The sequence below is a fragment of the Cognatiluteimonas sedimenti genome, from assembly GCF_022808325.1.
GTDB classification, from domain to species: Bacteria; Pseudomonadota; Gammaproteobacteria; order Xanthomonadales; family Xanthomonadaceae; genus Cognatiluteimonas; species Cognatiluteimonas sedimenti.
In genome coordinates, this window is record NZ_JALGCL010000002.1 from 417,054 (window position 1) to 443,522 (window position 26,469).

Annotated in this window: 20 protein-coding genes; 3 read left to right on the forward strand and 17 right to left on the reverse strand. The window is 69.8% G+C overall.

Annotation, left to right across the window (positions count from 1 at the left end):
- Nucleotides 1-16: 16 nt before the first annotated feature.
- From MQC88_RS08700 to MQC88_RS08780, 17 genes are all read right to left on the reverse strand, one after another.
- Nucleotides 17-976 carry an acetyl-CoA carboxylase carboxyltransferase subunit alpha gene (locus MQC88_RS08700; RefSeq protein ID WP_243321108.1) on the reverse strand — a complete coding sequence of 320 codons (960 nt, stop codon included), beginning with the start codon at nucleotides 974-976 and terminating at the stop codon, nucleotides 17-19.
- A 94-nt stretch (nucleotides 977-1,070) separates the two neighbouring features.
- A complete protein-coding gene (dnaE, locus tag MQC88_RS08705) occupies nucleotides 1,071-4,652 on the reverse strand; it encodes a DNA polymerase III subunit alpha (RefSeq protein WP_243321110.1) in 3,582 nt (1,193 codons plus the stop codon).
- Between the two features lie 168 nt (nucleotides 4,653-4,820).
- Nucleotides 4,821-5,450, reverse strand: coding sequence for a YkvA family protein (locus tag MQC88_RS08710; RefSeq protein WP_243321112.1), 630 nt, complete (start codon nucleotides 5,448-5,450; stop codon nucleotides 4,821-4,823).
- Between the two features lie 270 nt (nucleotides 5,451-5,720).
- Nucleotides 5,721-6,383 carry a ribonuclease HII gene (locus MQC88_RS08715; protein ID WP_243321114.1) on the reverse strand — a complete coding sequence of 221 codons (663 nt, stop codon included), beginning with the start codon at nucleotides 6,381-6,383 and terminating at the stop codon, nucleotides 5,721-5,723.
- On the reverse strand, nucleotides 6,380-7,555 hold the full coding sequence (lpxB, locus tag MQC88_RS08720; RefSeq protein ID WP_243321116.1) for a lipid-A-disaccharide synthase: 1,176 nt from the start codon (nucleotides 7,553-7,555) through the stop codon (nucleotides 6,380-6,382). Before lpxB ends, MQC88_RS08715 begins: the two co-directional genes overlap by 4 nt.
- 10 nt (nucleotides 7,556-7,565) lie before the next feature.
- Nucleotides 7,566-8,351, reverse strand: a complete 786-nt coding sequence (lpxA, locus tag MQC88_RS08725; protein ID WP_243321118.1) for an acyl-ACP--UDP-N-acetylglucosamine O-acyltransferase — start codon at nucleotides 8,349-8,351, stop codon at nucleotides 7,566-7,568.
- 1 nt (nucleotide 8,352) lies between these two features.
- Entirely contained in the window at nucleotides 8,353-8,802 is a 450-nt protein-coding gene (fabZ, locus tag MQC88_RS08730; protein WP_243321120.1) for a 3-hydroxyacyl-ACP dehydratase FabZ, read from the reverse strand.
- An 87-nt stretch (nucleotides 8,803-8,889) separates the two neighbouring features.
- Nucleotides 8,890-9,897: a UDP-3-O-(3-hydroxymyristoyl)glucosamine N-acyltransferase gene (lpxD, locus tag MQC88_RS08735; protein WP_243321122.1), complete on the reverse strand. Its 1,008-nt coding sequence runs from the start codon at nucleotides 9,895-9,897 to the stop codon at nucleotides 8,890-8,892.
- Between the two features lie 13 nt (nucleotides 9,898-9,910).
- Nucleotides 9,911-12,421: an outer membrane protein assembly factor BamA gene (gene bamA, locus MQC88_RS08740; protein WP_243321124.1), complete on the reverse strand. Its 2,511-nt coding sequence runs from the start codon at nucleotides 12,419-12,421 to the stop codon at nucleotides 9,911-9,913.
- A gap of 70 nt (nucleotides 12,422-12,491) precedes the next feature.
- A complete protein-coding gene (rseP, locus tag MQC88_RS08745; protein WP_243321126.1) occupies nucleotides 12,492-13,841 on the reverse strand; it encodes an RIP metalloprotease RseP in 1,350 nt (449 codons plus the stop codon).
- Nucleotides 13,838-15,058, reverse strand: coding sequence for a 1-deoxy-D-xylulose-5-phosphate reductoisomerase (locus MQC88_RS08750; protein ID WP_243321128.1), 1,221 nt, complete (start codon nucleotides 15,056-15,058; stop codon nucleotides 13,838-13,840). The genes rseP and MQC88_RS08750 overlap by 4 nt, the downstream gene beginning before the upstream one ends.
- Nucleotides 15,059-15,060: 2 nt before the next feature.
- Nucleotides 15,061-15,897, reverse strand: a complete 837-nt coding sequence (locus MQC88_RS08755; protein WP_243321130.1) for a phosphatidate cytidylyltransferase — start codon at nucleotides 15,895-15,897, stop codon at nucleotides 15,061-15,063.
- Nucleotides 15,894-16,655, reverse strand: a complete 762-nt coding sequence (gene uppS / locus MQC88_RS08760; protein WP_243321132.1) for a polyprenyl diphosphate synthase — start codon at nucleotides 16,653-16,655, stop codon at nucleotides 15,894-15,896. The genes MQC88_RS08755 and uppS overlap by 4 nt, the downstream gene beginning before the upstream one ends.
- 14 nt (nucleotides 16,656-16,669) lie before the next feature.
- Nucleotides 16,670-17,227, reverse strand: coding sequence for a ribosome recycling factor (frr, locus tag MQC88_RS08765; protein ID WP_243321134.1), 558 nt, complete (start codon nucleotides 17,225-17,227; stop codon nucleotides 16,670-16,672).
- A 78-nt stretch (nucleotides 17,228-17,305) separates the two neighbouring features.
- Nucleotides 17,306-18,211: a cation diffusion facilitator family transporter gene (locus MQC88_RS08770; RefSeq protein WP_243321137.1), complete on the reverse strand. Its 906-nt coding sequence runs from the start codon at nucleotides 18,209-18,211 to the stop codon at nucleotides 17,306-17,308.
- 93 nt (nucleotides 18,212-18,304) lie between these two features.
- Entirely contained in the window at nucleotides 18,305-19,027 is a 723-nt protein-coding gene (pyrH, locus tag MQC88_RS08775) for a UMP kinase (protein ID WP_243321139.1), read from the reverse strand.
- Between the two features lie 61 nt (nucleotides 19,028-19,088).
- A complete protein-coding gene (locus MQC88_RS08780) occupies nucleotides 19,089-20,141 on the reverse strand; it encodes a LysR family transcriptional regulator (RefSeq protein ID WP_315857089.1) in 1,053 nt (350 codons plus the stop codon).
- 451 nt (nucleotides 20,142-20,592) lie between these two features.
- On the opposite strand from MQC88_RS08780, the gene MQC88_RS08785 reads away from it, so the two are divergent.
- From MQC88_RS08785 to MQC88_RS08795, 3 genes are read left to right on the forward strand one after another with little or no spacing between them, the layout of a single operon-like run.
- A complete protein-coding gene (locus tag MQC88_RS08785) occupies nucleotides 20,593-21,771 on the forward strand; it encodes an efflux RND transporter periplasmic adaptor subunit (RefSeq protein WP_243321321.1) in 1,179 nt (392 codons plus the stop codon).
- 24 nt (nucleotides 21,772-21,795) lie between these two features.
- Nucleotides 21,796-25,002, forward strand: coding sequence for an efflux RND transporter permease subunit (locus MQC88_RS08790; RefSeq protein ID WP_243321141.1), 3,207 nt, complete (start codon nucleotides 21,796-21,798; stop codon nucleotides 25,000-25,002).
- Nucleotides 24,999-26,447: an efflux transporter outer membrane subunit gene (locus tag MQC88_RS08795; RefSeq protein WP_243321143.1), complete on the forward strand. Its 1,449-nt coding sequence runs from the start codon at nucleotides 24,999-25,001 to the stop codon at nucleotides 26,445-26,447. Before MQC88_RS08790 ends, MQC88_RS08795 begins: the two co-directional genes overlap by 4 nt.
- Nucleotides 26,448-26,469: the final 22 nt, after the last annotated feature.

Genomic DNA, 26,469 nt, shown 5'->3' on the forward strand with positions numbered 1-26,469 from the left:
GGCGTGGCAGCGCGGATCAGGCCGCTTCGTAGGCGCCGTAGGCGCGCAGGCGCTGGTAGCGGCGTTGCAGCAACTGGTCGAGCGGCAGGTCCTGCAGCATGTCGAGTTCATTGAGCAGCACGGCCTTGAGCCGCTTTGCCATCTGCATCGGGTTGCGGTGGGCGCCGCCGATCGGTTCCCGCACCACCTTGTCGACCAGGCCGAGCTCTTTCAGCCGCCGCGCGGTCAGGCCGAGCTGTTCGGCCGCATCCTTGGCCTTGTCGGCGGTTTTCCACAGGATCGAGGCGCAGCCTTCGGGCGTGATCACCGAATAGGTGCTGTACTCGAGCATGTTGGTGATGTCGCCGACGCCGATCGCCAGCGCTCCGCCGGAGCCACCCTCGCCGATCACGGTGCAGATGATCGGCGTGCGCAGCTCCGCCATCTCCAGCAGGTTGCGCGCGATCGCCTCGGACTGGCCGCGCTCCTCCGCGCCGATGCCGGGGTAGGCGCCCATGGTGTCGATGAAGGTCAGCAGCGGCAGCCCGAAGCGCTCGGCCAGCTTCATCAGCCGCAGCGCCTTGCGATAGCCCTCCGGGCGCGGCATGCCGAAATTGCGCTTGAGCTTGGCCTTGGTGTCGCGGCCCTTCTCATGGCCGATCACCACCACGCTGCGGCCATCGATCCGCGCCAGGCCGCCGACGATGGCGGCGTCGTCCGCGTACGCGCGGTCGCCGGCCAGTTCCTGGAACTCGTCGCAGATCACCCGCAGGTAATCCAGGGTGTAGGGCCGTGCAGGATGGCGGGACAGCTGCGAGACCTGCCACGGGGTCAGGTCGCGGAAGATGTGCGCGGTGCGCTGGCGCAGCTTGTCCTGCAGCGCATGCACTTCGGCATCGATGTTGACCGCGGGGCCATGGCTGGCATGGCGCAGTTCCTGGATCTTGGCTTCCAGATCGGCGATGGGCTGCTCGAAATCGAGGTAGTTGGGATTCATGCGCGGCCGGCGGGCGAAAAGGGGGACAGTTTAGCCCAGCGCCGGTGCGGCTTCGGGCGGCGGGCCGGGGCCGGTCCTGCGCGGCCCCGGCTGCCTAGCTGGCCCAGGGCTTGGCGATCGAGAGCCGGACCGCGCGCACCCCGGGGAGGCTGCGCAGCAGCCCCGGCAGTGCGGCATCCACGCGCACGCCCTGGCCGCCGTTGATGCTCAGGCGCCCGACCGCGTCGCGGGTGATCGCCTCCAGCAGCAGCGGCGTACTGCCGGCATGGCCGTCCAGGGCGCGGGTGAATGGACCGAGCGCGTCGCCCGCGCGCAGGTCGAGCTTCACCGACAGCCGTTGCGCGTGCTGCCTGCAGACTTCGGCATAGTCCCAGCAGCGGCGCGCGCGCAGCGAGAAACCGCCACTGAATTCGTCCTCGCGCAGCCCGCCCTCGACCACCAGGATGCGGTCGCGGCTCAGCAGGTGCGCATGCTCGTGCCAGGCCTCGGAGAAGAACGCGCATTCGATGCGGCCGTGCCCGTCTTCCAGCTGCACGAAGGCCTGCGAGTCGCCGCGCTTGCGCAGGCCGGTGACCTGCCCCGCGACCACCACGGTCGCTTCCTGGCGCCAGCCGCGGCGCTCGTCCTCGGGGCGTTCGCTCCACAGCCGGTCCAGGTCGCCGAGGTCGTGGCCAAGCAACGCCCGCAGCTCGTCGCGATACGGATCCAGCGGATGGCCGCTGAGGTAGTGGCCGAGCGTGTCGCGCTCGCCTTGCAGGCGCTGCAGCAGCGGCCAGTCGTCCGCCTGCGGCAGGTCGAGCCGCAGCTCCGGGGCCGCGGCGGCCCCGCCGCCGAACAGCGAGACCTGGCCGGCGTCGCGTTCGCGCGCCAGCTGCTCGGTGGCCTTCAGCACTTCCGGCAACTGCAGCATCAGCGAGGCGCGGTTGCGGCCCAGCGCGTCCAGCGCGCCGGCATTGACCAACGCTTCCAGCGCGCGCTTGTTGAGCTTGTTCGAATCCACCCGCTTGCAGAAATCCAGCAGGTCGGTGAACACGCCGCCGCGCGCGCGCTCCGCGGCGATCGCCTCGCAGGCGCCGCGGCCGACGCCCTTCACCGCGCCGAGGCCGTAGCGGATGGTGTCGGCCGCGCGTGCGCCCGCCGCCGCGCCGGCCTCGATGGCCTCGAACATGTAGCTCGAGGCGTTCACGTCCGGTGGCAGTACCGCGAGCCCCATCGCGCGCGCCTCGTCGAGGAAGCCGACCACCTTGTCGGTGTTGTCCATGTCCGAGGACAGCACCGCGGCCATGAACTGCGCCGGGTAATGCGCCTTCAGCCATGCCGTCTGGTAGGCCACCAGGGCGTAGGCGGCGGCGTGCGACTTGTTGAAGCCGTAGCCGGCGAATTTCTCCATCAGGTCGAAGATCGACGACGCCTGCCGCGCCGGCACGCCGCGCTCGGCCGCGCCGGCCTCGAACTTGGCGCGCTCCTTGGCCATCTCCTCGACTTTCTTCTTGCCCATCGCCCGCCGCAGCAGGTCGGCGCCGCCCAGCGAGTAGCCGGCCAGCACCTGGGCGATCTGCATCACCTGTTCCTGGTACACGATCACGCCGTAGGTCGGCGCCAGCACCGGTTCCAGCGCCGGATGCGGATAGCTGACTTGCGCGCGCCCGTGCTTGCGCTCGATGAAGTCGGGGATCAGGTCCATCGGCCCGGGACGGAACAGCGACACCAGCGCGATCAGGTCGCCGAAACGGTCCGGCTGCGCGCGCTTGAGCAATTCGCGCATGCCGCGCGATTCGAACTGGAACACCGCCACGGTATCGCCGCGCGCGAACAGTTCGTAGGTGCTGGCATCGTCGAGCGGGATCGCGGTGATGTCGAGCGGGCGCGGCGACTCCGCATCCACGCCCGCGGCGCCATCCCCCGCGGACGGGCGCGGCGAGGGCCGCCGGTTGATCGCCTTGACCGCCCAATCGATGATCGTCAGCGTCCGCAGGCCGAGGAAGTCGAACTTCACCAGCCCGATCGTCTCGACGTCGTCCTTGTCGAACTGGGTCACCGGGTTGCGGCCGCCGCCGTGGCCGTCGTGTTCGGCGAACAGCGGGCAGAAATCCGACAGCGGCGAGGGCGCGATCACCACGCCGCCGGCGTGCTTGCCGGCATTGCGGGTGAGGTCCTCGAGCTGCAGCGCCAGTTCGATCAGGTCGCGGACGTCGTCCTCGGCCTGGTAGCGGGCGATCAGCTCGTCCGAACGCCAGTCGTCGTTGCTGCGCGACTTCTCGGTGCGGCCGAGCGCGTCGTCCAGCGAGATCCCCAGCGTCATCGGCACCAGCTTGGCGATGCCGTCGACGAAGCCGTAGGGGAAGCCGAGCACGCGCCCGGCGTCGCGCACCACCGCCTTCGCCGCCATGGTGCCGTAGGTGATGATCTGGCTGACGCGGTCGCGGCCGTACTTGCCGGCGACGTAGTCGATCACCTCGTCGCGGCGATCCATGCAGAAGTCGATGTCGAAGTCCGGCATCGACACGCGTTCGGGGTTGAGGAAGCGCTCGAACAGCAGGTCGTAGGGCAGCGGGTCGAGGTCGGTGATGCCCAGCGCCCAGGCCACCAGCGAGCCGGCGCCGGAACCGCGGCCGGGGCCGACCGGGATGTCATGGTCCTTGGCCCAGTTGATGAAGTCGGCCACGATCAGGAAGTAGCCGGGGAAGCCCATCTCGACGATCACGTCGAGTTCGGATTCCAGCCGCTGTTCGTAGGGCGAGCGGCCGTGCTCGGGCGGCGGTGGGTGCTTGTCGAGCCGTTTCTCCAGGCCGGCGCGGGCCTGGCTGCGGATCCAGCTCTCCAGGGTCTCGTCGGCGGGCACCGGGAACGCGGGCAGGTAATAGGTGCCCAGCGCGAGTTCCAGGTTGCAGCGCATCGCCAGTGCGGTGGCGTTGTCGATCGCGTCGGGCACGTCGGCGAACAGCGCCGCCATTTCTTCGGTCGATTTCAGGAACTGCTCGGCGCTGTAGTCGCGCGGGCGCCTGGGATCGTCCAGCACGCGCCCGCTGGAAATGCAGACGCGGGCCTCGTGCGCGTTGAAGCCGGCGGCATCCAGGAAGCGCACGTCGTTGCTGGCGACCAGCGGGATGCCGCGCTGCGCCGATGCGTGCAGCGCGAAGGCGTGGAAGGCGTCCTCGCCGTCGCGGCCGCTGCGGGTGAGTTCCAGGTGCAGGCGTTCGCCGGTATGGCGTTGCCAGTCGGCCAGCCACTGTTCGGCGAGATCGTGCCTGCCCGCCGCGGTCAGGCGTCCGGCTTCGCTGTGGCGGCCGGCCAGCGCGAACAGCCCCGTGTTGTTGTCGCGCAGCCAGTCCGGGCGGACCACGACGCCGTCATGGCGCTGGCCTTCCATCCAGGCGCGGCTCAGCAGCCGCGACAGCGCCAGGTAGCCGTCGCGGTCGCGGCACAACAGCGTCAGCCGCCAGGGCGCCTCGTCGGCGTCGGCCAGCAGGATGTCGGCACCGGCGATGGGCTTGATCCCGGCCGCCTCGGCGGCCTTGTAGAACTTGACCAGCGCGAAAAGGTTGTTGTGGTCGGTGACCGCCACCGCGGGCTGGCCCAGCGCCACGCACCGCTCGACGAGATCCGGGATCCGGATCGTCGAGTCGATCAGCGAATATTCGCTGTGCAGGTGCAGGTGGACGAAGCGGGCGGACATGCCTTCCCGGGAGGAAGCGAGGAGTGCTGCAGGGATTGTGGCAGCCTAGCCCCGGCCCCGCGGGCGGACAAGGCTTGACAGCCCGCCGAACCGCGGCGCCGCCGCACGCCACGCCACGACCGCGCCGCGGGGCGCACGCGGCGCTGGCAGCAGTGCTGGAACGGCCGTTCAGAGGATGTGGAACAGCTCTCGCGGTCGCGCGCTGTCGCTGGCGTAGCGGCTGTCGTTGACGCGCAGGTGGTGGCGCCAGAGCGCGATCTCGGCCAGGCGGTCGCGGATCCAGGCGCCGCGTTGCGCCGACCCGTCGCCGATCGGGTGCGCCTCGTCGCGATAGGCGCAAAAGTCGCGGTAGTCCTCGGCTTCCGCCACGAACGCCGGCCACGCCAGTTCGATCAGCAGCACGTCGTCGAGCTTGCCGATGAGCGGCTCGTGGTCCGGGATCAGGTCGTCGTCGTGGTCGATGTAGCCGAACAGCATGCGCAGGCGCGCGCGGGTCGCGTCGTCGGCGTCCCAGTCGGCGTCGTCGAGCATCGCGCGCAGTTCCTCCATGCGGCACAGGCGCCGGTCGAGGGCGTCCTTCGCGGCGTCCGGCGGCAGCGATGCCAGCCACACGCAGAGGTTGCGCACGCGCGGCGGATCCACGCGCAAGGCATCGGGATTGAGTTCGTGCAGCAACGCGTCGAAGCGCGCGACCGCATCCTCGCGCAGCGACAATCCGGGTGGCGACGGCGAATCGGATTCGAAGGTGCCCGGGAACGGCAACGGTTCTTCGGTCGGAGTGGGGATGGCAGCACGCATGGCACACCTCGCTCATGCCGGCCCCGGGTCGATGCGGTGCGCGTGGCCGGCGTGCACGACCGCGATCCGGGACCTCGGCGAGGCCCGCGGGCCAGCAGGCCCGCGCGCGGAGCGGGAAGCGGTCCCGGTCCGGCGGTGCGGACCCGCGCGGCGGGCCCGCGGCCGACCACGCCAGGAGGGGGCGGTCGACCTGCATTGGATGCAGCCCGAGCATGCGCCGTTGCAGCGCGTTTGTCCTGCGCCGGAAGTCGGGGTGACCTTGGGTGCGGTTCAGGCCGGGACGGGATCCTGCGCGTATTCAGCGAACAGGTCGGGACCCTGCGACAGCGCGCGCACCGGCGCGAAGCTGCGGCGGTGCGCCTCGCATGGCCCGAACCGCCGCAATGCCGCCCGGTGCGCCGGCGTGGCATAGCCCTTGTGCTCGTCGAAGCCGTACTCCGGCCAGCGCTGGTGCAACCCCTGCATGTGGCGGTCGCGCGCGACCTTGGCCAGGATCGAGGCTGCCATGATCGCGCGGTCGCTGGCGTCGCCACCGACGATGGCTTCGGCCGGGCACGGCAGCCCGGGCGGCACCACGTTGCCGTCGATCCGCGCCAGCAGCGCATCGGCCGCCGTGGCCGCGGTCAGCACGCCCTGCAGTGCGCGGCGCATGCCCAGCAGGGTGGCCTGGTAGATGTTGATGCGGTCGATTTCATCGACCTCGATGAATACGACATGCCAGGCCAGCGCGCGCTCGACGATGCGCGGATACAGCGCCTCGCGGCGCTGCGCGCTGAGTTGCTTGGAGTCGTCGAGCCCGTTCACCGGGGTGCGACCGGGTGCGAAGACCACCGCGGCAACCACCACCGGGCCGGCGAGCGGGCCGCGGCCGGCTTCGTCGATCCCGGCGACCAGGCGCGGGGGGCCGGGGCGGCCTGCGCAAGCCTCGCTCATGCTGTTTCCCCGCTTGGCGCATCCGCGCGGGTTGCGTCCGCCAGCACCTCGGCCACGGCGTCGGCGGCGCGTTCCGACGCGGCGCAGCGCAGGGATTCATGGATCGCGCGGAAACGCGGGCGCAGCGCGGCCACAGCCTCGGGCTCGCCGAACCACTGCAGCACCGCCGCCGCGAGGTTGGCCGGCGTGCAGGCATCCTGCAGCAGTTCCGGCACGAGTTCCTCGCCGGCCAGCACGTTCGGCAGGCTGACGTGATGCGACTTCAGCAAGCCCAGTGCCCGGACGATGCGGTAGGTGGTCGCGGAGATGCGATGGCCCACGACCATCGGCCGCTTGCACAGCATCGCTTCCAGCGCGGCGGTGCCGGAGGCCAGCAACACCACGTCGGCGGCGATCATCGCCGCCTGCGCCTGGCCATCCAGCAGCACGGCTTCCGGACCGTCGGATGCCGCAAGCAGGCGCTCGATGGCGACGCGACAGCCGCGATTGGCGGCGGGGATCACCAGCTGCAGGTCGGGGATCTTGCCGGCGACGAGCGCCGCGGCCTCCAGGAACACCGGCAGCATGCGTTCGATCTCGCCCAGGCGGCTGCCGGGCAGCATCGCCAGCAGCGGCGCGTGGTAGGGCACGCCGATCGCGGCACGTGCGGCGGCGCGGTCCGGATCGAGCGCGATCGCATCGGCCAGCGGATGGCCGACGAAGCGCGCGTCGACGCCGTGGCGGGCGTAGATCGCCGGTTCCATCGGGAACAGGCACAGCACGCGCTCGGCGCTGCGGCCGATCCTGCCGGCGCGGGATTCGCGCCACGCCCATACCGACGGGCTGACGTAGTGCACGGTGCGCACGCCACGTTGCTTGAGCCAGCGCTCGACGCCGAGGTTGAAATCGGGGGCATCGATGCCGATGAACACGTCAGGCTTCCACGCCAACGCGCGTTGGCGCAGGTTGCGTCGCAATCGCAGCAGGCGCGGCAGGTGCGCCAGCACCTCGGACAGGCCCATCACCGCCAGTTCGGAAGCGTCGAACCATGCCTCGACCCCGGCCGCGCGCATCGCCGGGCCGCCGATGCCGGCGAATTCGGCTTGCGGGAAGCGCCGTCGCAAGGCCTCGACCAGGCCGGCACCGAGCAGGTCGCCGGAGGCTTCGCCCGCAACCAGTGCGATCCGGGTCATCGCGGCGGCCTCAACGCAACAACGGGCGTTCGCCGCGCTCGATGAACTCGAGCAGCGCGCGCACGTCGTCGCTGTCGCGGGCCAGGTCGGCCAGCTGGGCGCGGGCCTGGTCGAGCTTGGCGCCCGACAGGTACAGCGCCCGATAGGCGCGCTTGATGGCGGCGATGCGCTCGCCGTCGAAGCCGCGCCGTTTCAGGCCCTCGGCATTGATCCCGCGCGGGCGGCCATAGCCTTCCTGCGCGACCAGCACGTAGGGCGGCACGTCGCCATTGACGAACGCGCCCATGCCGATGAAGGCGTGCGCGCCGATCCGGCAGAACTGGTGCACGCCGACGAAGCCGCTGAGGATCACGTGGTCGCCGATCTCGACGTGCCCGGCCAGCGTCGCGTTGTTGGAAAACACGCAATGGTTGCCGACCTGGCAGTCATGGGCGACGTGGACATAGGCCAGCAGCCAGTTGTCGTCGCCGATGCGGGTAGTGCCGCCCCCGTTGCCGGTGCCGCGGCTGATGGTGGCGAATTCCCGGATCACGTTGCGGTCGCCGAGCACCAGCTCGGTGCGCTCGCCTTCGAACTTCTTGTCCTGGGGGTCGCCGCCGATGGCGGCATGGCCGTGGATGCGGTTGTCGCGACCCATGCGCGTGGGACCCTGGATGCTGCAGTGCGCGCCGACCGTGGTGCCGTCGCCGATCTCCACGTCCGCGCCAACGACCGTGAACGCGCCGATTGCGACGCCGGCGCCGATCCGGGCCGACGGATCGACCACGGCGGTGGCGTGGATCGCGGCCGTGCTCATGTCACTGCGCCACTTCCGCGCAAAGCACGTCCGCGCAAGCGACCTGCTCGCCGTCGACGCGCGCGACGCAGGCGTACATCGCCATGTTGCGGATGGTGCGCTTGAGTTCGACCACCAGTTCCAGCTGGTCGCCCGGCACCACCATGCGGCTGAACTTGGCGTTGTCGATCTTGACCAGGTAGAACAACTTGCCGTCGGCATCGGCGCCGTGCGAAAGCTGGGTGAGCAGGCCGCCGGCCTGCGCCAGCGCCTCGATCACCAGCACCCCGGGCATCACCGGATGGCCCGGGAAATGGCCCTGGAAGTAGGGCTCGTTGATCGAGACGTTCTTGATCCCGACGATGCGCTTGTGCGGTTCAAGTTCCAGCACCCGGTCCACCAGAAGGAACGGGTAGCGGTGCGGAAGCAGCTTCTGGATGGTGATGACGTCGATGGGCAATTGCGGTTGCACGTTGGATTCATCCGTGGATGTGGTGCGAGTGCTGTCGCGAACGCCAGCGCCGGGAAAGCTGGCGCGGGCCCTGGATCCCGCGCGGAATCAATTATCGCGCAAAGCGCCGAGGCGGCGGGCGAGCGCATCCAGCTGCTTGAAGCGCGCGGCGCTCTTGCGCCAGCTGCGGTTGTCCATCAGCGGCGTGCCCGAGGAGTATTCCCCGGGTTCGCGGATCGAATGCGTGACCAGGCTCATCGCGGTCACGATCACGCGATCGCACAGCTCCAGGTGGCCCAGCACGCCGGCGCCGCCGCCGATCAGGCAGTAGCGGCCGATGCGGGCGCTGCCCGCGACCGCGGAACAGCCAGCCATGGCGGTATGGGCACCGATGTGGACGTTGTGGCCGATCTGGATCTGGTTGTCCAGCCGCACGTCGTCCTCGAGCACGGTATCGTCGAGCGCGCCGCGGTCGATTGTGGTGTTGGCGCCGACCTCGCAGTCGTCGCCGACCACCACGCCGCCCAGTTGCGGCACCTTGAGCCAGCGTCCGGCGTCCATGGCCAGCCCGAAGCCATCCGCACCGAGCACCGCGCCGGGATGGATCAGCACCCGCCTGCCCAGGCGCACGCGCCGGACCAGGGTGACGCGCGCGCCGAGTTCGCAGTCCGCGCCGACCACGCAGTCCTCGCCGACCACGCAGCCCGGGCCGAGCACCGCCCCGGACTCGACGACGCTGCGCGCACCGATGCTGGCGAAGGCGCCGACCTGCGCGCCCGGATGCACCACCGCGGCCGGGTCGATCGCCGCGCTGGCATGGATGCCGGGTGCAGGGGCGACCCGCGCCTCGAACAGCGCCGCCGCCCTGGCGAAGGCGACGTAAGGGTCGGTGGCGACCAGCGCGGTGCCGGTGTAGCCCTCCGCGTCGGCAGCGCCCATCACCACGATGCCGGCCTGGGTTTCGGCCAGCTGCGGGCGATACCGCGGGTTGGCGAGGAAGCCGAGCGAGGCGCGCGTCGCCCGCGCCAGGGTGGCGACCCCGGACACCCGGATGTCCGGATCGCCATGCACGGCCAGGTCCAGGCGGCGTGCGAGTTCGGCGGCGCTGAACTGCATGGCGCCGCCGCGGCTAGAACTGGCCGCCGAAGGAGAACTGCAGGCGCTCGGTCTCGTCGAATGGTTCGGTGCGCAGGGGGATCGCGTAGCTGATCGAGATCGGGCCCATCGGCGAGCGCCACAGCAGCGCCACGCCTGCCGACGCGCGCAGCAGGCTTGCGTCGAAGCTGGCCCAGTCCTTGTACACGTTGCCGAAATCCAGGAACGCCGAGATGCGCGCGGCCTTGGTGTCGAACAGTTGCGGGAAGAACAGTTCCAGCGAACCGACGGTCTTGACCGAACCGCCGATCGGGCGGCTGAAACCGAAGGTGCTAGCGGCACGCGGACCGAGGGTGTTGTCGACGAAGCCGCGCACGCGGCCACCGGAACTGATGCCGCCGGCGTAGAAATTCTCGAAGAACGGCAAGCCGTCCGCGGTCACCGTCTTGATGTAGTCGGGCGAAGTGCCGGCGATGCAGGGATCGCTGGGCGGGGGCGGGGGCGGCGGAGTCGGGTTGGCGGTCGTCGGCGGGGTCGGCGGGGTGTAGCACAGGTCGCGGACCACGGGGTTGCCGTAGCTGTCGCCGTAGCCCAGGTTGACGCCGGTGCGCAGGATCAGCGATGGGCTCAAGGGCCAGTACTTGGAGAACTCGTATTCGAGCTTGTAGTACTCGGCGGTGGAACCCGGCAGGGCGATTTCCCCCGAGATGCGCTGGTAGGTGCCGGCGCTGGGCATGAAGTAGTCGTTGCGGGTGTCGCGGGCCCAGGCCAGTTGCCCGCGCCAGGTATGGAAGGTGCGGTTGCCGATGGCATTGATGTAGTCGACGATCTCGTCGGGGGTGCTGCCCGGGAAGGCGAGGATTTCGTTGGTGTCGACGCCGAACAACGCCGATACCGTGTCCCACTCGCTGATCGGCAGGCCCATCACCACCTGCGCCGCGCCGCTGTTGGTCGAGTACTGGGCGACGTTGAAGTTCGAGTAGTCGAACTCGCGCCACCACAGGTTGTAGCCCAGCGACATGCCTTCGTCGGTGAAATACGGGTTGGTGAACGAGAAGTCGTAGCGCTTCTGGTAGGTGCTGCGTTGCGCGGCGACCGACACGCGGTTGCCCGTGCCCAGGAAGTTGTTTTCCGACAGCTGCACCGACGTGTTGAGGCCGCTCAGCTGCGAGTAGCCGATTCCGAACATGAAGCTGCCGGAAGTGGTTTCCTTGACGGTATAGACGACGTCGACCTCGTCATTGCTGCCGGGCACGGGGACGTTCTCGACGTCCACGGTCTCGAAATAGCCCAGTTGCTGCAGGCGGATCTTGGAGCGGTCGAGCGCGGCCTGCGAGTACCAGGCGCCCTCGAACTGGCGCATCTCGCGGCGCAGCACCTCGTCGGAGGTACGGGAGTTGCCCTTGAACTCCACGCGGCGGACGGTGACGCGTGGCCCGGGGACGACGTTGAAGGTGATGCCGACGGTGCGGTCGGTGCGATTGACGTCGGGTTGCACGTCCACCTTGGCGAACGCATAGCCGATGTTCGACAGCGAGAGGCTGATCGCATCGGACGTCAGGTCGAGCAGGCGGCGGGAGAAGACTTGCCCCGGGACCACGCGGAGGCGCTTCTCCACCTGTTCCTTCGGCAATACCGTGTCGCCGGTGAGGTTGACCTCGGAGATCGTGTACTGCTCGCCCTCGGTCAGCCCCGCGGTGATGAACATGTCGCGCTTGTCCGGGCTGATCTCGACCTGGGTGCTGTCGAGGCTGAAATCGACGTAGCCGCGGTCCAGGTAGAAGGAGTTCAGCTTCTCCAGGTCGCCGGACAGCTTCTCGCGCGAATACTGGTCGTCGTTGCGGTACCAGCTCAGCCAGTTGCCTTCCCGTGATTCCCACCTGTCGGTGATCGCTTCCTGCTCGAACTTCTCGTTGCCGACCAGGTTGATGTGGCGGATCTTTGCCGCCTTGCCTTCCTTGACGTCGATGTTGATGTCGACGCGGTTGCGGTCCAGGCGCGTCACCGTCGGGGTGATCACGACGTTGTACTTGCCGCGGTTGTTGTACTGGCGGACCAGTTCCTGGGTCACGCGGTCCAGGTTCATGCGGTCGAAGGTGCCGCCCTCGGACAGGCCGATGTCGGCCAGGCCCTTCATCAGGTCCGCGGTCTTGATGTCCTTGTTGCCGACCAGGGTCAGCTTGTTGATCGCCGGGCGCTCGGCCACGGTGACCACCAGGATGTCGCCCTGGCGGTCCAGGCGCACGTCCTCGAAGAAGCCGGTCTTGTACAGCGCGCGGATCGCCTCGGCGGCGCGGCCCGGGTCCACGCTGTCGCCGCGCTCGATCGGCAGGTAGGTGAACACGGTGCCGGCGGAAATGCGCTGCAGGCCTTCGATGCGGATGTCGCTGACGGTGAACGCCCCCGGCAGCGCGGTGGCCGGGCTGGCGGCGGGCGCCGGCAAGGCGAATGGATTGGCCGTTTGTGCCAACGCGGGAAGCGCCGTCGCGGTCAACGCCGAGGCCAGGGCGAGGGCGAGCAGGCGGCGAGGGGGGAGTCGCGTCATCATCACTTCCGGTTGGGGGTCGAAACCATCGCGGGCGCAATGGTACCTGTCGTCGTCGGGTGGCCGGGCATCAGCGCAGCAGTTGCAGGATGTCGTTGTAGAACGCCAGGCCCATCAACCCGGCCAACAACGCCAGTCCGACGTATTGCCCGGCAACCATCGCGCGTTCGCTCAAAGGGCTGCCCTTGGCCAGCTCGATAAGGTAATACAGCAGGTGGCCGCCGTCCAAGACGGGGATCGGCAGCAGGTTGATGATGGCCAGGCTCAGCGAAAGCAGGGCCAGGAAGTTCAGGAACCAGGCCGGCCCGAGCTGGGCCGAGGCATTGGCGTAGCGGGCGATGGTGATCGGCCCGGAGACGTTGTCGACCGACGCACGGCCGCTGGCGAGGCGCCCGATCATCGCCACCGAGTCCCGCGCCAGCTTCCAGGTTTCCCGCAGTGCCGCCGGTACCGCCGCCAGCGGGCCGTAATGCAGCGCCGCGTCGTACGGCGGCAGCGGCGCCATCGCCGGTGCGATGCCCAACGCCCAGTAGGCGCCGCGCTGCGGATCCACGCGACGACGCGGCGCCAGCTCCAACGCCAGCCGGTCGCCGTCGCGCTCGACCTCGACCATGGCCTTGCGTTCGCCGATCCGCTGTACCAGCGGACCGATCTCGTCGAAAGTGGAGATGGGCGTGCCGTCGATCGCGGTCAGCCTGTCGTCCTCGGCCAGCACCCCCCAGGCGGCGGTGCCCGGCTCGATCCGCCCGATCACCGGCGGCAACAGCTGGTGGCGCGGCGTCAGGCCGATCCGGGCGATCGCATGCGACTGCCCGGTGTCGGCCGGCAGCCGCGAGAGAGGCAAGGTGCGCGTGGCCTCGTTGCCGGAGCGCGTGCGCACGCGCAGCACGGTGTCCTGGTGGTCCATCGCCGCCGTGGCCAGTGCCAGCGCCGCTTCGCTCCAGGTCGGGGTCTGGCGGTCGCCGACGGCCAGCAGGGTATCGCCGCGCTGCAACCCGGCGGCCGCGGCGATGCCTTCGGCCTGGCCCACGACCGGGGCGAAATCCGGGCGCCCGATCACGAACATGCCCCACAGCAGCGCCACGCACAACACCAGGTTGGCGACCGGGCCGGCGGCCACGATCGCGATCCGGCGCCCGACTGGTTGGCGATTGAAGGCCTGCGGCGCATCGGCTGGGGCGACCTCGCCCTCGCGCTCGTCGAGCATCTTGACGTAACCGCCCAGGGGCAGCGCCGCGACCACGTATTCGGTGCCGTCGCGGCCCGTGCGCGACCACAGCGCCTTGCCGAACCCGACCGAGAACCGCAGCACCTTGACCCCGCAGCGGCGCGCGACCCAGTAGTGGCCGTATTCGTGGAAGGTCACCAGCACGCCGAGGCTGACGATCATCCACCACACCGAACCCAGGAAAGTGCTCATTGCTGCCTGGCCATGGGGGCGCCGCCTTGCGAGATCGCGTGTTCGGCGTGGCGGCGCGCCTGCGCGTCGGCGGCCAGCAGCGCCTGCAGCGAATCGGCCGCGGCGACGGGGAGCGCTGCCAGGGTGTCCTCGACCAGCGCGGGAATCGACAGGAAACCGATGCGGCCCTGAAGGAAGGATGAAACCGCGACTTCGTTGGCGGCGTTGAGCATCGCCGGCGCGGTGCCACCTGCGGCAAGCGCATCGTATGCCAGCCGCAGGCAGGGGAAGGCTTCAAGGTCCGGCGGCTCGAACTCCAGCGTGCCGTGCTCGAGCAGGTCGAGCCCTCCGACCCCTGACTCGATCCGTTGCGGCCAGCCCAGGCCGACCGCCAGCGCGGTGCGCATGTCCGGCAGGCCGAGCTGCGCCAGGGTGGAACCGTCGACGAATTCCACCAGCGAATGCACCAGGCTCTGCGGATGCACGAGCACGCCGATGCTGTCGCCCGGCAGGCCGAACAGATGGTGTGCCTCGATCACTTCCAGCCCCTTGTTCATCAGCGTGGCCGAGTCGACCGATATCTTCGGGCCCATCGACCACTTCGGGTGCGCGACCGCCTGCGCCGGCGTGACCGCGGCCAGTTGCCCGCGGCCGCGGCCGCGGAACGGGCCGCCCGAGGCGGTGAGGAAGATGCGTCGCAGCCCGGCACGCGCGTGCGCGTCGGGCAGGCACTGGAAGATCGCGTTGTGCTCGCTGTCGATCGGCACCACCTGCGCGCCGCCCTCGCGCGCGGCCGTGGTCAGCAATTCGCCGGCCAGCACCAGCGACTCCTTGTTGGCCAGCAGCAGGCGCTTGCCGGCGCGCGCGGCAGCGAGCGTCGACGGCAGCCCGGCGGCGCCGACGATGGCCGCAACCACGGTGTCGCAGGCATCGCCGGCGACCAGCGCCTGCAGCGCGTCGTCGCCGCAGTGCGCCTGCGTCGACACGCCCGCGTCGCGCAAACCATCGCGCAATGCGGGGAAGGCCGACGGTTCGGCGACCACCGCGTGCCGCGGTTGGTGCCGGCGGCACAGGTCGAGCAAAGCCTCGACATTGCGGCCGGCAGCCAGCACGCCGGCTCGCAGGCGCCCGGGGTGGCGTGCGATCACGTCCAGCGCCGAGGTGCCGATCGAGCCTGTCGCGCCCAGCACGGCAACTTCCCGGGCGCCCTCGGCCTGGATATCCACGGACCGCGTCATCTTCAGAACCCGAGCCAGGCCTTCCCGAGGGCGAACACCGGCAGCGCGGCGACGACCCCGTCGATCCGGTCGAGGATGCCGCCATGGCCGGGAATCAGGTCCCCGGAATCCTTGGCGCCGACGTGGCGCTTGAGCAGGCTTTCGAACAGGTCGCCGACCACCGAGAACGCGACCGCCACCAGCGCCACCAGGGCCACCGCCGGCAGTTGCGCCAGCGTCGCGCCGGCCAGCGGCGCGAACGCCAGCGCCACCGCGAGCCCGCACGCCAGTCCGCCGGCCAGGCCTTCCACGGTCTTGTTGGGGCTGATCCGCGGGCTGAGCTTGCGCCGGCCGTAGTGGCGGCCGACGAAGTAGGCGCCGGAATCGGCGGCCCAGACGATCGCCAGGGCCACGAACAGCCAGCGGTGGCCGTAGGGTTGCGCGCCGTGGATCACGCCCATCGCGCACCATGCCGGCAGGATCGCCAGCGTCCCGGCGGCGAGCTTGAACACCCGCGCGTGGGTGTCATGGTCCGAGGCGAAGTCGTAGTGCTTCAGCCACAGTCCCGCCAGCAGCCACCAGATGACGCCGACCACCACCATGATCTGCAGCAGCACGTAGCTGAAACCCTGGTGGGTGCGCGAGGCCCAGACGATCGCCACCATCAGCGCCAGGTTGACCACCAGCAGAACGCTGCGGGCCAGCGTGTCGTCGATGTCGGCGAGCCGGAACCACTCCCACAGGCCGGCCAGGAAGATGACGGCCGCCAGCGCCACCAGCCATGGAGTCGGCAGCAGCAGGATCGCCGCGATCGCCAACGGGGTCAGCACCAGCGCTGCGATCACGCGTGTCCGGGTCATGCGGGAGTCTCTTCTTGGGAGCCTGCGACCTGCGCGCCGGTGAGGCCGAAGCGGCGTTCACGGCTGGCGTAGTCGTCGAGGGCGCGCCGCAGTGTGGCGGCATCGAGCTCCGGCCACAACGTCTCGGTGAACCACAGTTCGGTGTAGGCAAGCTGCCAGAGCAGGAAATTGCTGATCCGGAAGTCGCCGCCGGTGCGGATGAACAGGTCCGGCGGCGGCAGGTCGGCCAGCGCCACGCGGCTGGCGAACAGGGCCTCGTCGATGGCCTGCGGCTGCAACCGCCCCGCGGCGACGTCGGCGGCCAGGCTGCGCGCGGCGGCGGCGATGTCCTGGCGGCCGCCATAGCTGGCGGCGATGTTCAATGCCAGCCGCGTGTTGCCCCCGGTCAGCGCCTCGGCCTGGGCCATGCGGGCGCTGATCGCGCCGGGGAAGCGCGTGCGTTCGCCGATGAAACGGATGCGCACGCCGCGGCGATGCAGTTCGGCGACTTCGCGTTCCAGCGCGTTCATGAACAGCTTCATGAGCGCGCCGACCTCGTCCTCGGGGCGGCCCCAGTTTTCGCTGGAGAACGCGAACAGGGTCAGCGCGGCGATGCCCTGGTCCAGGCAGAAGTCGATGCACAGGTTGACGGCGCGCGCGCCGGCGCGATGGCCGACGGCCCGCGGGCGGCGGCGTTGCTGCGCCCAGCGGCCGTTGCCGTCCATGATCACGGCAAGGTGGCGCGGGATGCGGTTCGGCGCAGGCGGCGGGGTACTCATGCGGGCGGCGCCGGTCAGACCGCCATCAGCTCCTGTTCCTTGGCCTTGACCACTTCGTCGACGCCTCTGATCGCGGTGTCGGTGAGCTTCTGGATCTCGGTTTCGCTTCGGCTGGCCTCGTCCTCGGTGATCTGCTTGTCCTTCAGCAGTTCCTTGACCTGGTGGTTGGCGTCGCGGCGGATGTTGCGGATCGCGACCTTGGTGTCCTCGCCCTCGCCATGCACCACCTTGGACAGTTCCTTGCGGCGCTCCTCGGTCAGCGCCGGCAGGTTGAGGCGGATCACGGTGCCGGAAGTGTTCGGGGTCAGGCCCAGGTCGGAGCCCAGGATCGCCTTTTCCACCGCGCCCACGATCTGCTTTTCCCACGGGGAGATCGTCAGCGACCGCGCATCGGTGACGGCGACGCTGGCCACCTGCGACAGGGGCACGTCGGAACCGTAGTAGTTGACCTTGATGTGCTCCACCAGCGCGGTCGATGCGCGGCCGGTGCGGACCTTGACCAGGGTGTGGCGCAGGGCGTCGATGCTCTTGGCCATGCGCGCCTGCGCGTCGTTCTGGATCTCGTTGATCATCGCTGGCTCCGGCGCCAATCCGTCAGCCCGGAAGTATAGCGAAAGGCCGCCGCGGGGCCGGTTTCCGGCCGTGCGTGCTCAGCGCGCGCCGTGCGGGGCGCGGTCGTGGCGATCGTGTTCGCAGGCCTCGCCACGCTCGATCTGCAGGGTCGGGTGGTTGATGCCGAAGCGCTGGTCGAGCTGGTCGGCGACGCGATCAAGGAACGCATCGTGGTCGTCGTCCAGCGGCCGTACCAGGTGCGCGGTCATCGCCACCTCGTCGGCCCCCAGCGACCAGATATGCACGTGGTGCACTTCGCTGACGCCCTCCTGCGCAGCCAGCCAGGTCCGGACCTGCGCCTGGTCGATCGCGGTCGGCACCGCATCCATCGCCGCGTTGAAGGCGTCGCGCAGCAGCCCGAAGGCACCCAGCGCGACCACCGCGCCGACGAGCAGCCCGGTCGCCGGATCCAGCCACCGCCAGCCGAACTGCAGCATGCCGATGCCGGCGAGCACCGCCGCCAGCGAGACCCCGGCATCGGCGAGCAGGTGCAGGTAGGCACCGCGGCGATTGAGGTCGTGGCTGTGGCCCTCGCGCATCAGCCAGGCCGCGCCGAGGTTGACGGCGATGCCGACCGCCGCGACCACGATCACCGGCATGGCCGGGATCTGCGGTGGCGCGCCGAGCCGGCGCAGCGCCTCCCATGACAAGGCGCCGGCGAACCCCACCAGCAGCACCGCGTTGGCCAGAGGCGAAAGCAGGGTGGCGCGGCGCCAGCCATAGGTGTGTTTGTCCGTCGGGGCGCGCCGCGCCATCACCGCCGCGCCCCAGGCCAGGCCCAGGCCGAGGACGTCGCCGAGGTTGTGCAGCGCATCGGACAGCAGCGCCAGCGAATCGGTGGCGAAGCCGTAGCCGGCTTCGACGACGGTATAGGCGAGGTTGATCAGGGTGACCACCGCGAACGCGCGGGTGGTCGAGCCGTGGTGATGGTCGTGGCCGTGCATGCGGTTATCGTGGCATGCGCCGGGAACGGACACTATTCCGCCGGCGTGCCTGGCCTGGCCTGGCCGGCCCGCGACGCCGCCGGGAAAGCGCCGTCAGTCGCGCCCCTGCACCAGGGTGCCGATGTCCTCGCCGCGCAGGATCCGCAGCAAGGTGCCAGGCTGGGACATGTCGAAGACGCGCAGCGGCAGGTCGCTGTCGCGCGCCAGCGCGAACGCGGCGGTGTCCATCACCTGCAGGTTGCGGGCGATGACCTCGTTGTAGCTGAGCTTCTGGTAGCGGGTGGCGTCCGGGTGCTTCTTCGGATCCTTGTCGTACACGCCATCGACCTTGGTCGCCTTCAGCAGCAGGTCGGCGCCGATCTCGATCGCGCGCAGCGCGGCGCCCGAGTCGGTGGTGAAGAACGGGCTGCCGACGCCGGCGGCGAAGATCACCAGCCGGCCCTTTTCCAGGTGCCGGATCGCGCGACGCCGGATGTAGTCCTCGCAGACGTCGTTGATCTTGATCGCGCTCATCACCCGCGCCTTGGCGCCGAGCTTCTCCAGCGCGTCCTGCATCGCCAGCGCGTTGATCACGGTGGCCAGCATGCCCATCTGGTCGCCGGTGACCCGGTCCATGCCGCCGGCCGCCAGGCCGGCGCCGCGGAAGATGTTGCCGCCGCCGATCACCAGCGCGACCTCCGCCCCGGCCTGCTGCGCCTCGATCACCTCGCGCGCCAGGCGCCCGATCACCTTGGGATCGATGCCGTAGTCCTCGTCGCCCATCAACGCTTCGCCGGACAGCTTCAACAGGATGCGGCGATAGGCGAGTTGGGGCATGCGGGGGCTCCGGGCAGTGGTGTGCGGCAGACGGAATTCTAGTCGATGGCCCGGGTCGCGATCAGGCGGCTTCGGCCTCCGCTTCTTCCCCGGCCCCGACGGGCAGGCCCGCCTGGCTGGCGACCGCGCGCGCCACTTCCGCCTGCGAGGTCGCCGCGGCCACCCGCATCGCGTCGCAGCATTCGCCGCTGTCCGGGCAGGCGGTGCGCATGAAGTCGACCTCGAACCTGAGCCGTTCCACCAGGAAGTCGACGAAGGCGCGGATCTTGGGCGATTGCGCCTGGCCACGCGGGAACACGGCATTGAAGTCCATCATCGGCCCGCTCCATCCGGCCAGGACGCGGCGCAGCAGCCCCTTCTCGACGTAGGGCTTGGCGCTGACCTCGCTCAGGAGCATCAGCCCTTCGCCCGACAGCAGCGGTTCGGTCAGTGCGCTGGGATCGTTGGCCACGATGACCGGCTCGACCCGGTATTCCTGTTCGCGCGCGCCGTCGCCGAGCGGCCAGTAATAGTTGCCGTTGCGGGCGAACTTGGGGAACGCGAAGGTCCGGTGCGCCGCCAGTTCGTCCGGATGCCTGGGTTCGCCGTGCAGGTCCAGGTAACGCCCACTGGCGAACACCTGGGTGCGGAACCGGCCCAGCCGGCGCGCCACCAGGCTCGAATCGGCCAATGGGCCGATCCGCAGCGCGATGTCGATTTCCTTGTCGATCAGGTCGAGCTTCTCGTTGGTCAGGACCATCTCGACCCTCACCTCCGGATGGCGCGCGCGGAATTCGGCCAGCAGCGGCGCGATCCAGATCACCCCGGCGCTGTAAGGCGAGGTGAAGCGCAACCAGCCCCGCGGGCCGTCCTGCAACTGGCTGATCGCGCTTTCGGCCTCGTCGAGGTCGCGGGCGATACCGCGGCAATGCTCGAAATAGATGTTGCCGGCCTCGGTGAGGCCGAGCTTGCGCGTGGTGCGATGCAGGAGCTGCGCGCCGAGGCGTGTTTCCAGTTCCTGCACCTTGCGGCTGACGGTGGTCTTGGGCAGGCGCAGCGCGCGCGCGGCGGCGACGAAACTTCCCAGCTCGGCCACCTTGACGAAGACCAGGGTGTCGTTGAGATCGCGGGCCATCTTGGGCCTCCTGAAGGCGGGGGTACGCGCGGAAGAGCCGATTGGCCCGGGGGTGGAACAATTATTCCCCGATTTGCCGGCTAATCAAGTGCAGGCGCGGGGCCTAGCCTTCGCACCTCGCTTCGACTGGAGTCCCCGTGTCCTTCCGGCGCGCCACCACCCTCGTCCTTGTCCCCGTCATCGGGGCGGGAGCCATTGCCCTCGGCGGGTTGGCCATCGTGGCCCTGCAGGCCGCCATGGCCCTGGGCCGGGCCGAAGCGTGGCTGATGGCCTGGACGCTCGCATTCGTGGTGGGGTTGCCGCTGGCGCTGCCCCTGCTGGCGCTGGCGCAGCACGCACCATTCCGTATTTGGGAGAGAAAGTCCCGCCATCGGGACAATCCTTTCCACTCCCCCGCACATCGAGGTTCCCCATGACACTCCGCAAGCTTCCCGCCGCCCGCAAGGCGGACATGCGTTCCGGCACCGCGCTGCCCTGGCTGGCGCTATCGCTTGCCCTGCCGATCGCCCTGGCCATTGCCGGCTGCGACAGCCGCGCCCAGGAAGCGGCGAACCTGCCGCCACCGCCGGCGGTGAGCGTCGCCACCGTGCTCAGCAAGCCCGTGCACCAGTGGGACACCTTCAACGGCCGCGTCACCGCGGTCGAAAGCGTCGAACTGCGCCCGCGCGTGAGCGGCTACGTACGACGCGTCGCCTTCGACGAAGGCCAGGAAGTGAAGCAGGGCGACCTGCTGTTCGTGATCGATCCGCGTCCCTACCAGGCCGTGCTGGACCAGGCGTGGGCGCAGCTGCAGCGCGCCCGCGCCGAAGCACGGCTGGCGCAGGCGCAGGACGCGCGGGCGCAGACCCTGATCGAGGCCAAGGCGATCTCGCGCGAGGAATTCGAGGCCCGCAAGGCCGCCAGCGCCCAGGGCGACGCCGGCGTGCGCGCGGCCGAGGCCGCGGTCGCCGCGGCGCAGCTCGACCTGCAGTTCACGCAAGTGCGCGCGCCCATCGAAGGCCGCATCGGCCGGGCCATGGTCACCGAGGGCAACCTCGCCCAGGCCGACCAGACCCTGCTGACCACGCTGGTGTCGCAGGATCCGATGTACGTGTACTTCGAGAGCGACGAGCAGACCTACCTGCGCTACGCCGAGCTGGCGCGCAAGGGCGAACGCACGCGCTCGAGCAACCCGGTCCGTGTCGGCCTGGCCAACGAGACCGGTTTCCCGCACGAGGGCACGGTCGACTTCGTCGACAACCAGGTCGATCCGGCCACGGGCACGATCCGCGCCCGCGCAGTGCTGCCCAACCCGGACCGCGTCTTCACCCCGGGCCTGTTCGCGCGGGTGCAGGTGCAGGGCAGCGGCAAGTTCGACGCCATGCTGATCGACGACAAGGCCGTGCTCACCGACCAGGACCGCAAGTACGTCTACGTGCTCGGCCCGGAGAACAAGGCGGTGCGCAAGGACATCGTGCTCGGACGGATGATCGACGGGCTGCGCGTCGTCGAATCCGGCCTGGCCGCCCAAGACAAGGTGATCGTGCACGGCGTGCAGAAGGTGTTCATGCCGGGCATGCCGGTTACCCCGCAGGCCATCGCCATGGGCGCACCCGCGCCGTCGCCCGCGCAAGCGGTCGCGATGAAGTAAGCGAAGCAGGAAAGGAACGACCCCATGGATTTCTCCAGGTTCTTCATCGACCGGCCGATCTTCGCCGCGGTGCTGTCGATCGTGATCTTCGCCGCGGGGTTGATCTCGATCCCGCTGCTGCCGATCGGCGAATACCCCGAGGTGGTGCCGCCGTCGGTGGTGGTCACCGCCGTCTACCCTGGCGCCAATCCCAAGGTGATCGCCGAGACGGTGGCCACGCCGCTGGAGGAGGCGATCAACGGCGTCGAGGACATGATGTACACCAAGTCCGTCGCCGGCTCGGACGGCGTGCTGCAGATGACGGTGACCTTCCGTCCCGGCACCGACGCGGACGACGCCACGGTGCGGGTGCAGAACCGCGTCAGCCAGGCGCTGGCGCGGCTGCCGGAGGACGTGCGCCGCCAGGGCGTGACCACGCAGAAGAAGTCGCCCACCTTCCTGATGGTGGTGCACCTGACTTCGCCCGAAGGCAAGTACGACACGCTGTACCTGCGCAACTACGCGCGCCTGCACGTCAAGGACGCGTTGTCCCGCATCACCGGCGTGGGCGACGCGCAGGTGTTCGGTGGCGGCGATTACGCGATGCGCGCCTGGCTGGACCCGGACAAGATCGCCTCGCGCGGCCTCACGGCGGGCGACGTGGTGCGCGCGATGCGCGAGCAGAACGTACAGGTTTCGGCCGGCCAGATCGGCGCCGAGCCGATGCCCGACAGCGACTTCCTGACCCTGATCAACGCGCAGGGCCGCCTGCACACCGAGCAGGAGTTCGGAAACATCGTGCTCAAGGCCGGCGCCGACGGCGAAGTCGTGCGCCTGTCCGACGTCGCGCGGCTGGAGCTGGGCGCCGGCGACTACACCCTGCGTTCCAGGCTCGACGGCAACAACGCCGTGGGCATCGGCATCTTCCAGGCCCCTGGGGCCAACGCGCTGGACATCCGCGATTCGGTGATCGCGACCATGGACGACATGTCGGAACGGTTCCCGGACGGCATCGAGTACGAGGCCGTCTACGACACCACGATCTTCGTGCGCGACTCGATCAAGGCCGTGGTCAGCACCCTGCTCGAAGCGGTGCTGCTGGTGGTGCTGGTGGTGATCCTGTTCCTGCAGACCTGGCGCGCCTCGATCATCCCGCTGATCGCGGTGCCGGTATCGATCGTGGGCACCTTCGCAGCGTTGTACCTGCTGGGGTTCTCGATCAACACGCTGAGCCTGTTCGGCCTGGTGCTGGCGATCGGCATCGTGGTCGACGACGCGATCGTGGTGGTGGAGAACGTCGAACGCAACATCGAGGAAGGATTGAGCCCGCTGGCCGCCGCCCACCAGGCGATGCGCGAGGTGTCCGGGCCGATCATCGCGATCGCGCTGGTGCTGTGCGCCGTGTTCGTGCCGATGGCGTTCCTGTCGGGCGTGACCGGGCAGTTCTACAAGCAGTTCGCCGTCACCATCGCGATCTCCACCGTGATCTCGGCGATCAACTCGCTGACGTTGTCGCCGGCGCTGGCCGCGCGCCTGCTCAAGGCGCACGAGGCGCCCGGCTCCGATAAAGCGAGGGACAGGCCTTCACGGCTGATCGAGCGCCTGTTCGGCTGGCGGCTCCAGAATTACGTGTTCCATCCGTTCAACCGCTTTTTCAAGCGCAGTTCCGGCCGCTACCAGGGCGTGGTCTCGCGCGCGCTGGGCCGCCGTGGCGCGGTCTTCGTGGTCTATGCGGTGCTGCTCGCGTGCACCGGACTGATGTTCAAGGCGGTGCCGGCCGGGTTTATCCCGACCCAGGACAAGCTGTACCTGATCGCCGGCGTGAAGATGCCGGAGGGCGCTTCGATCGCGCGCACCGACGCCATGCTGTCGCAGGTGGCCGACATCGCGATGGACACCGAGGGCGTCGCGCACTCGATCGCGTTCCCGGGCCTGAACGCGTTGCAGTTCACCAACACCCCCAACACCGGCGTGGTATTCCTGCCGCTGGATCCGGCCGGCGAGCGCGACCGGAGCGCCGCGGAGATCAACGCCGAGATCAACCAGAAGATCGCAGGGTTGCAGGAAGGCTTCGCGTTCTCGCTGATGCCGCCACCGATCCTCGGCCTGGGCAACGGCAACGGCTACCAGATGTTCATCGAGGACCGCGGCAACCTCGGGTACGGCGCGCTGCAGGACGCGGTGGCGGCGATGCAGGGCGCGATCATGCAGACGCCAGGCATGGGCTTCCCGATCACCAGCTACCAGGCGAACGTGCCGCAGCTGGATGCCGAGGTCGACCGGGTCAAGGCCAAGGCCCAGGGGGTGCCGCTGACCGAGCTGTTCGACACCTTGCAGACCTACCTGGGTTCGGCCTACGTCAACGACTTCAACGAGTTCGGCCGCACCTGGCAGGTCATCGCCCAGGCCGACGCGCGCTTCCGCGACGACGTCCAGGACATCGGCAACCTGCGCACCCGCAACGATCGCGGCGAGATGGTGCCGATCGGGTCGATGGTGAAGATCCACCAGACCTACGGTCCGGACCCGGTGCTGCGCTACAACGGCCATCCGGCCGCCGACCTGGCCGGCGAGGCGGATCCGCGCGTGCTGTCGTCGGCGCAGGCGATGGACACGCTGGCCGGGCTGGCTGCGAAGGTGCTCCCCAACGGCATGGCAATCGAGTGGACCGATCTGAGCTACCAGCAGTCCACCCAGGGCAACGCGGCGCTGGTGGTCTTCCCCCTCGCCATCCTGCTCGCGTTCCTGGTGCTGGCGGCGCTTTACGAGAGCTGGACGCTGCCCCTGGCGGTGATCCTGATCGTGCCGATGACGATGCTGTCGGCGCTGTTCGGGGTCTGGGCGACCGGTGGCGACAACAACGTGTTCGTCCAGGTCGGCCTGGTGGTGCTGATGGGACTGGCCTGCAAGAACGCGATCCTGATCGTGGAGTTCGCGCGCGAGCTCGAGCTGCAGGGCAGGGGCGTGGTGGAGGCGGCGCTGGAAGCCTGCCGGCTGCGCCTGCGCCCGATCGTGATGACTTCGATCGCTTTCATCGCCGGGACCGTGCCGCTGGTGCTCAGCCACGGCGCCGGTGCGGAAGTGCGCTCGGCCACCGGCGTCACCGTGTTCGCCGGCATGATCGGCGTGACCCTGTTCGGGCTATTCCTGACCCCGGTGTTCTACGTCGCGCTGCGCAAGCTTGTGAACAGGCCGCTGGTGCGCCATGACGACGCCACAAGCCATGCCCGTCCGTTGGAGGTGCTGCCATGACCGGTTACAGGTTGATGATCACGTCGCTGCTCGCCACCACCCTGGCGGCGTGCAGCGTGGGCCCCGACTTCGTACGGCCCGACGTGCCCGTGCCGGAGGCATTCGCGCGATCGCCGGCAAAGGCGGCGGCGGATGCGACGCCGGCCGTCGATCCGGCGTTCTGGACCACGTTCGGCGACCCGCAGCTCACCGCCCTGGTCGAGCAGGCGCTGGACGCCAACCACGACCTGCGCATCGCACTGGCAAGCTACGACCGCGCCAATGCGCTGTTGCGTGGCGCGAAGTTCGACCATTTCCCCACCATCACCGCCCGCGCCCAAGGCAGCGACGGGCGTTCCAGCAGCGACCAGGTGCCGGGCGTCGACCGCGACGCTCGTGACGCCGAGTCGTACAGCGCCGGGATCCAGGCGAGCTGGGAGCTGGACCTGTTCGGCCGCATCCGCCGCGGCGTCGAAGCCGGCCGTGCCGACGCCGCGGCCAGCGCGGCGGACCTGGCGGCGGCGCAGGTGGCCATCGTCGGCCAGGTGGCACGCACTTATTTCGACCTGCGCGGGTTGCAGGAGCGCCTGCGCGTGGCGCGCGGGAATGCCGACAACCAGCGCGAGACGCTGCGCCTGGTCGACGCGCGCCTGCGCGCCGGCCGCGGCACCGAGTTCGACACGGCGCGTGCGCGCGCCCAGCTCGAAGCCACGTCCGCGCGCATTCCCGCGCTGGAGGCGCAGGTTGCGTTCGACATGCACCGGCTCGCCGTGCTCGTCGGCAGGACCCCCGACGCGCTGGTCGCCGACCTCGAGGCTCCGCGCGCGCTGCCGGAGCTTCCCGCGCGCCTGGACGCCGGCACCCCCGGTGAGCTGTTGGCGCGCCGGCCCGATGTCGCCGCCGCCGAGCAGCGCCTGCACGCGGCCACCGCGCGCATCGGCGTGGCGACGGCGGACCTGTTCCCGCGCTTCACCCTCGGCGGCCTCGTCGGCAGCCAGGCCGTCGACGCCGGCGCGCTGTTCGAACGCGACAGCGAAACCCGCCTGGTCGCGCTCGGCGTGGACTGGTCGTTCCTCGACGTCGGCCGCGTGCGTGCGCGCATCGCCGCCGCCGATGCCGGCGCCGCCGGCGCATTGGCCCGCTACGAACAGGCGGTGCTGCTCGCGCTGGAGGACACCGAGAACGCACTGGTGCGCCACGCCCGTGCCCGGGTCGAGGACGCGCACCTGCAGAACGCCGCCAGCGACAGCGCCCGCGCCGCGGAACTGGCGCACGTGCGCTTCGAGGCCGGCGCCGCCGACCTGTTCGAGGTGCTCGACGCCGAGCGCACCCGCCTGCAGGCGCAGGACGCCTTCGCCGCCGCGCGTACCCGCACGGTGGTCAGCGCGGTCGCGCTGTACCAGGCGATGGCCGGCGGCTGGCCGGCACGGATGCCGGTGGATCGGCGGGTGGGGCGGCGGGACTGAGGGGCTCGCGTTGCGACAAAAA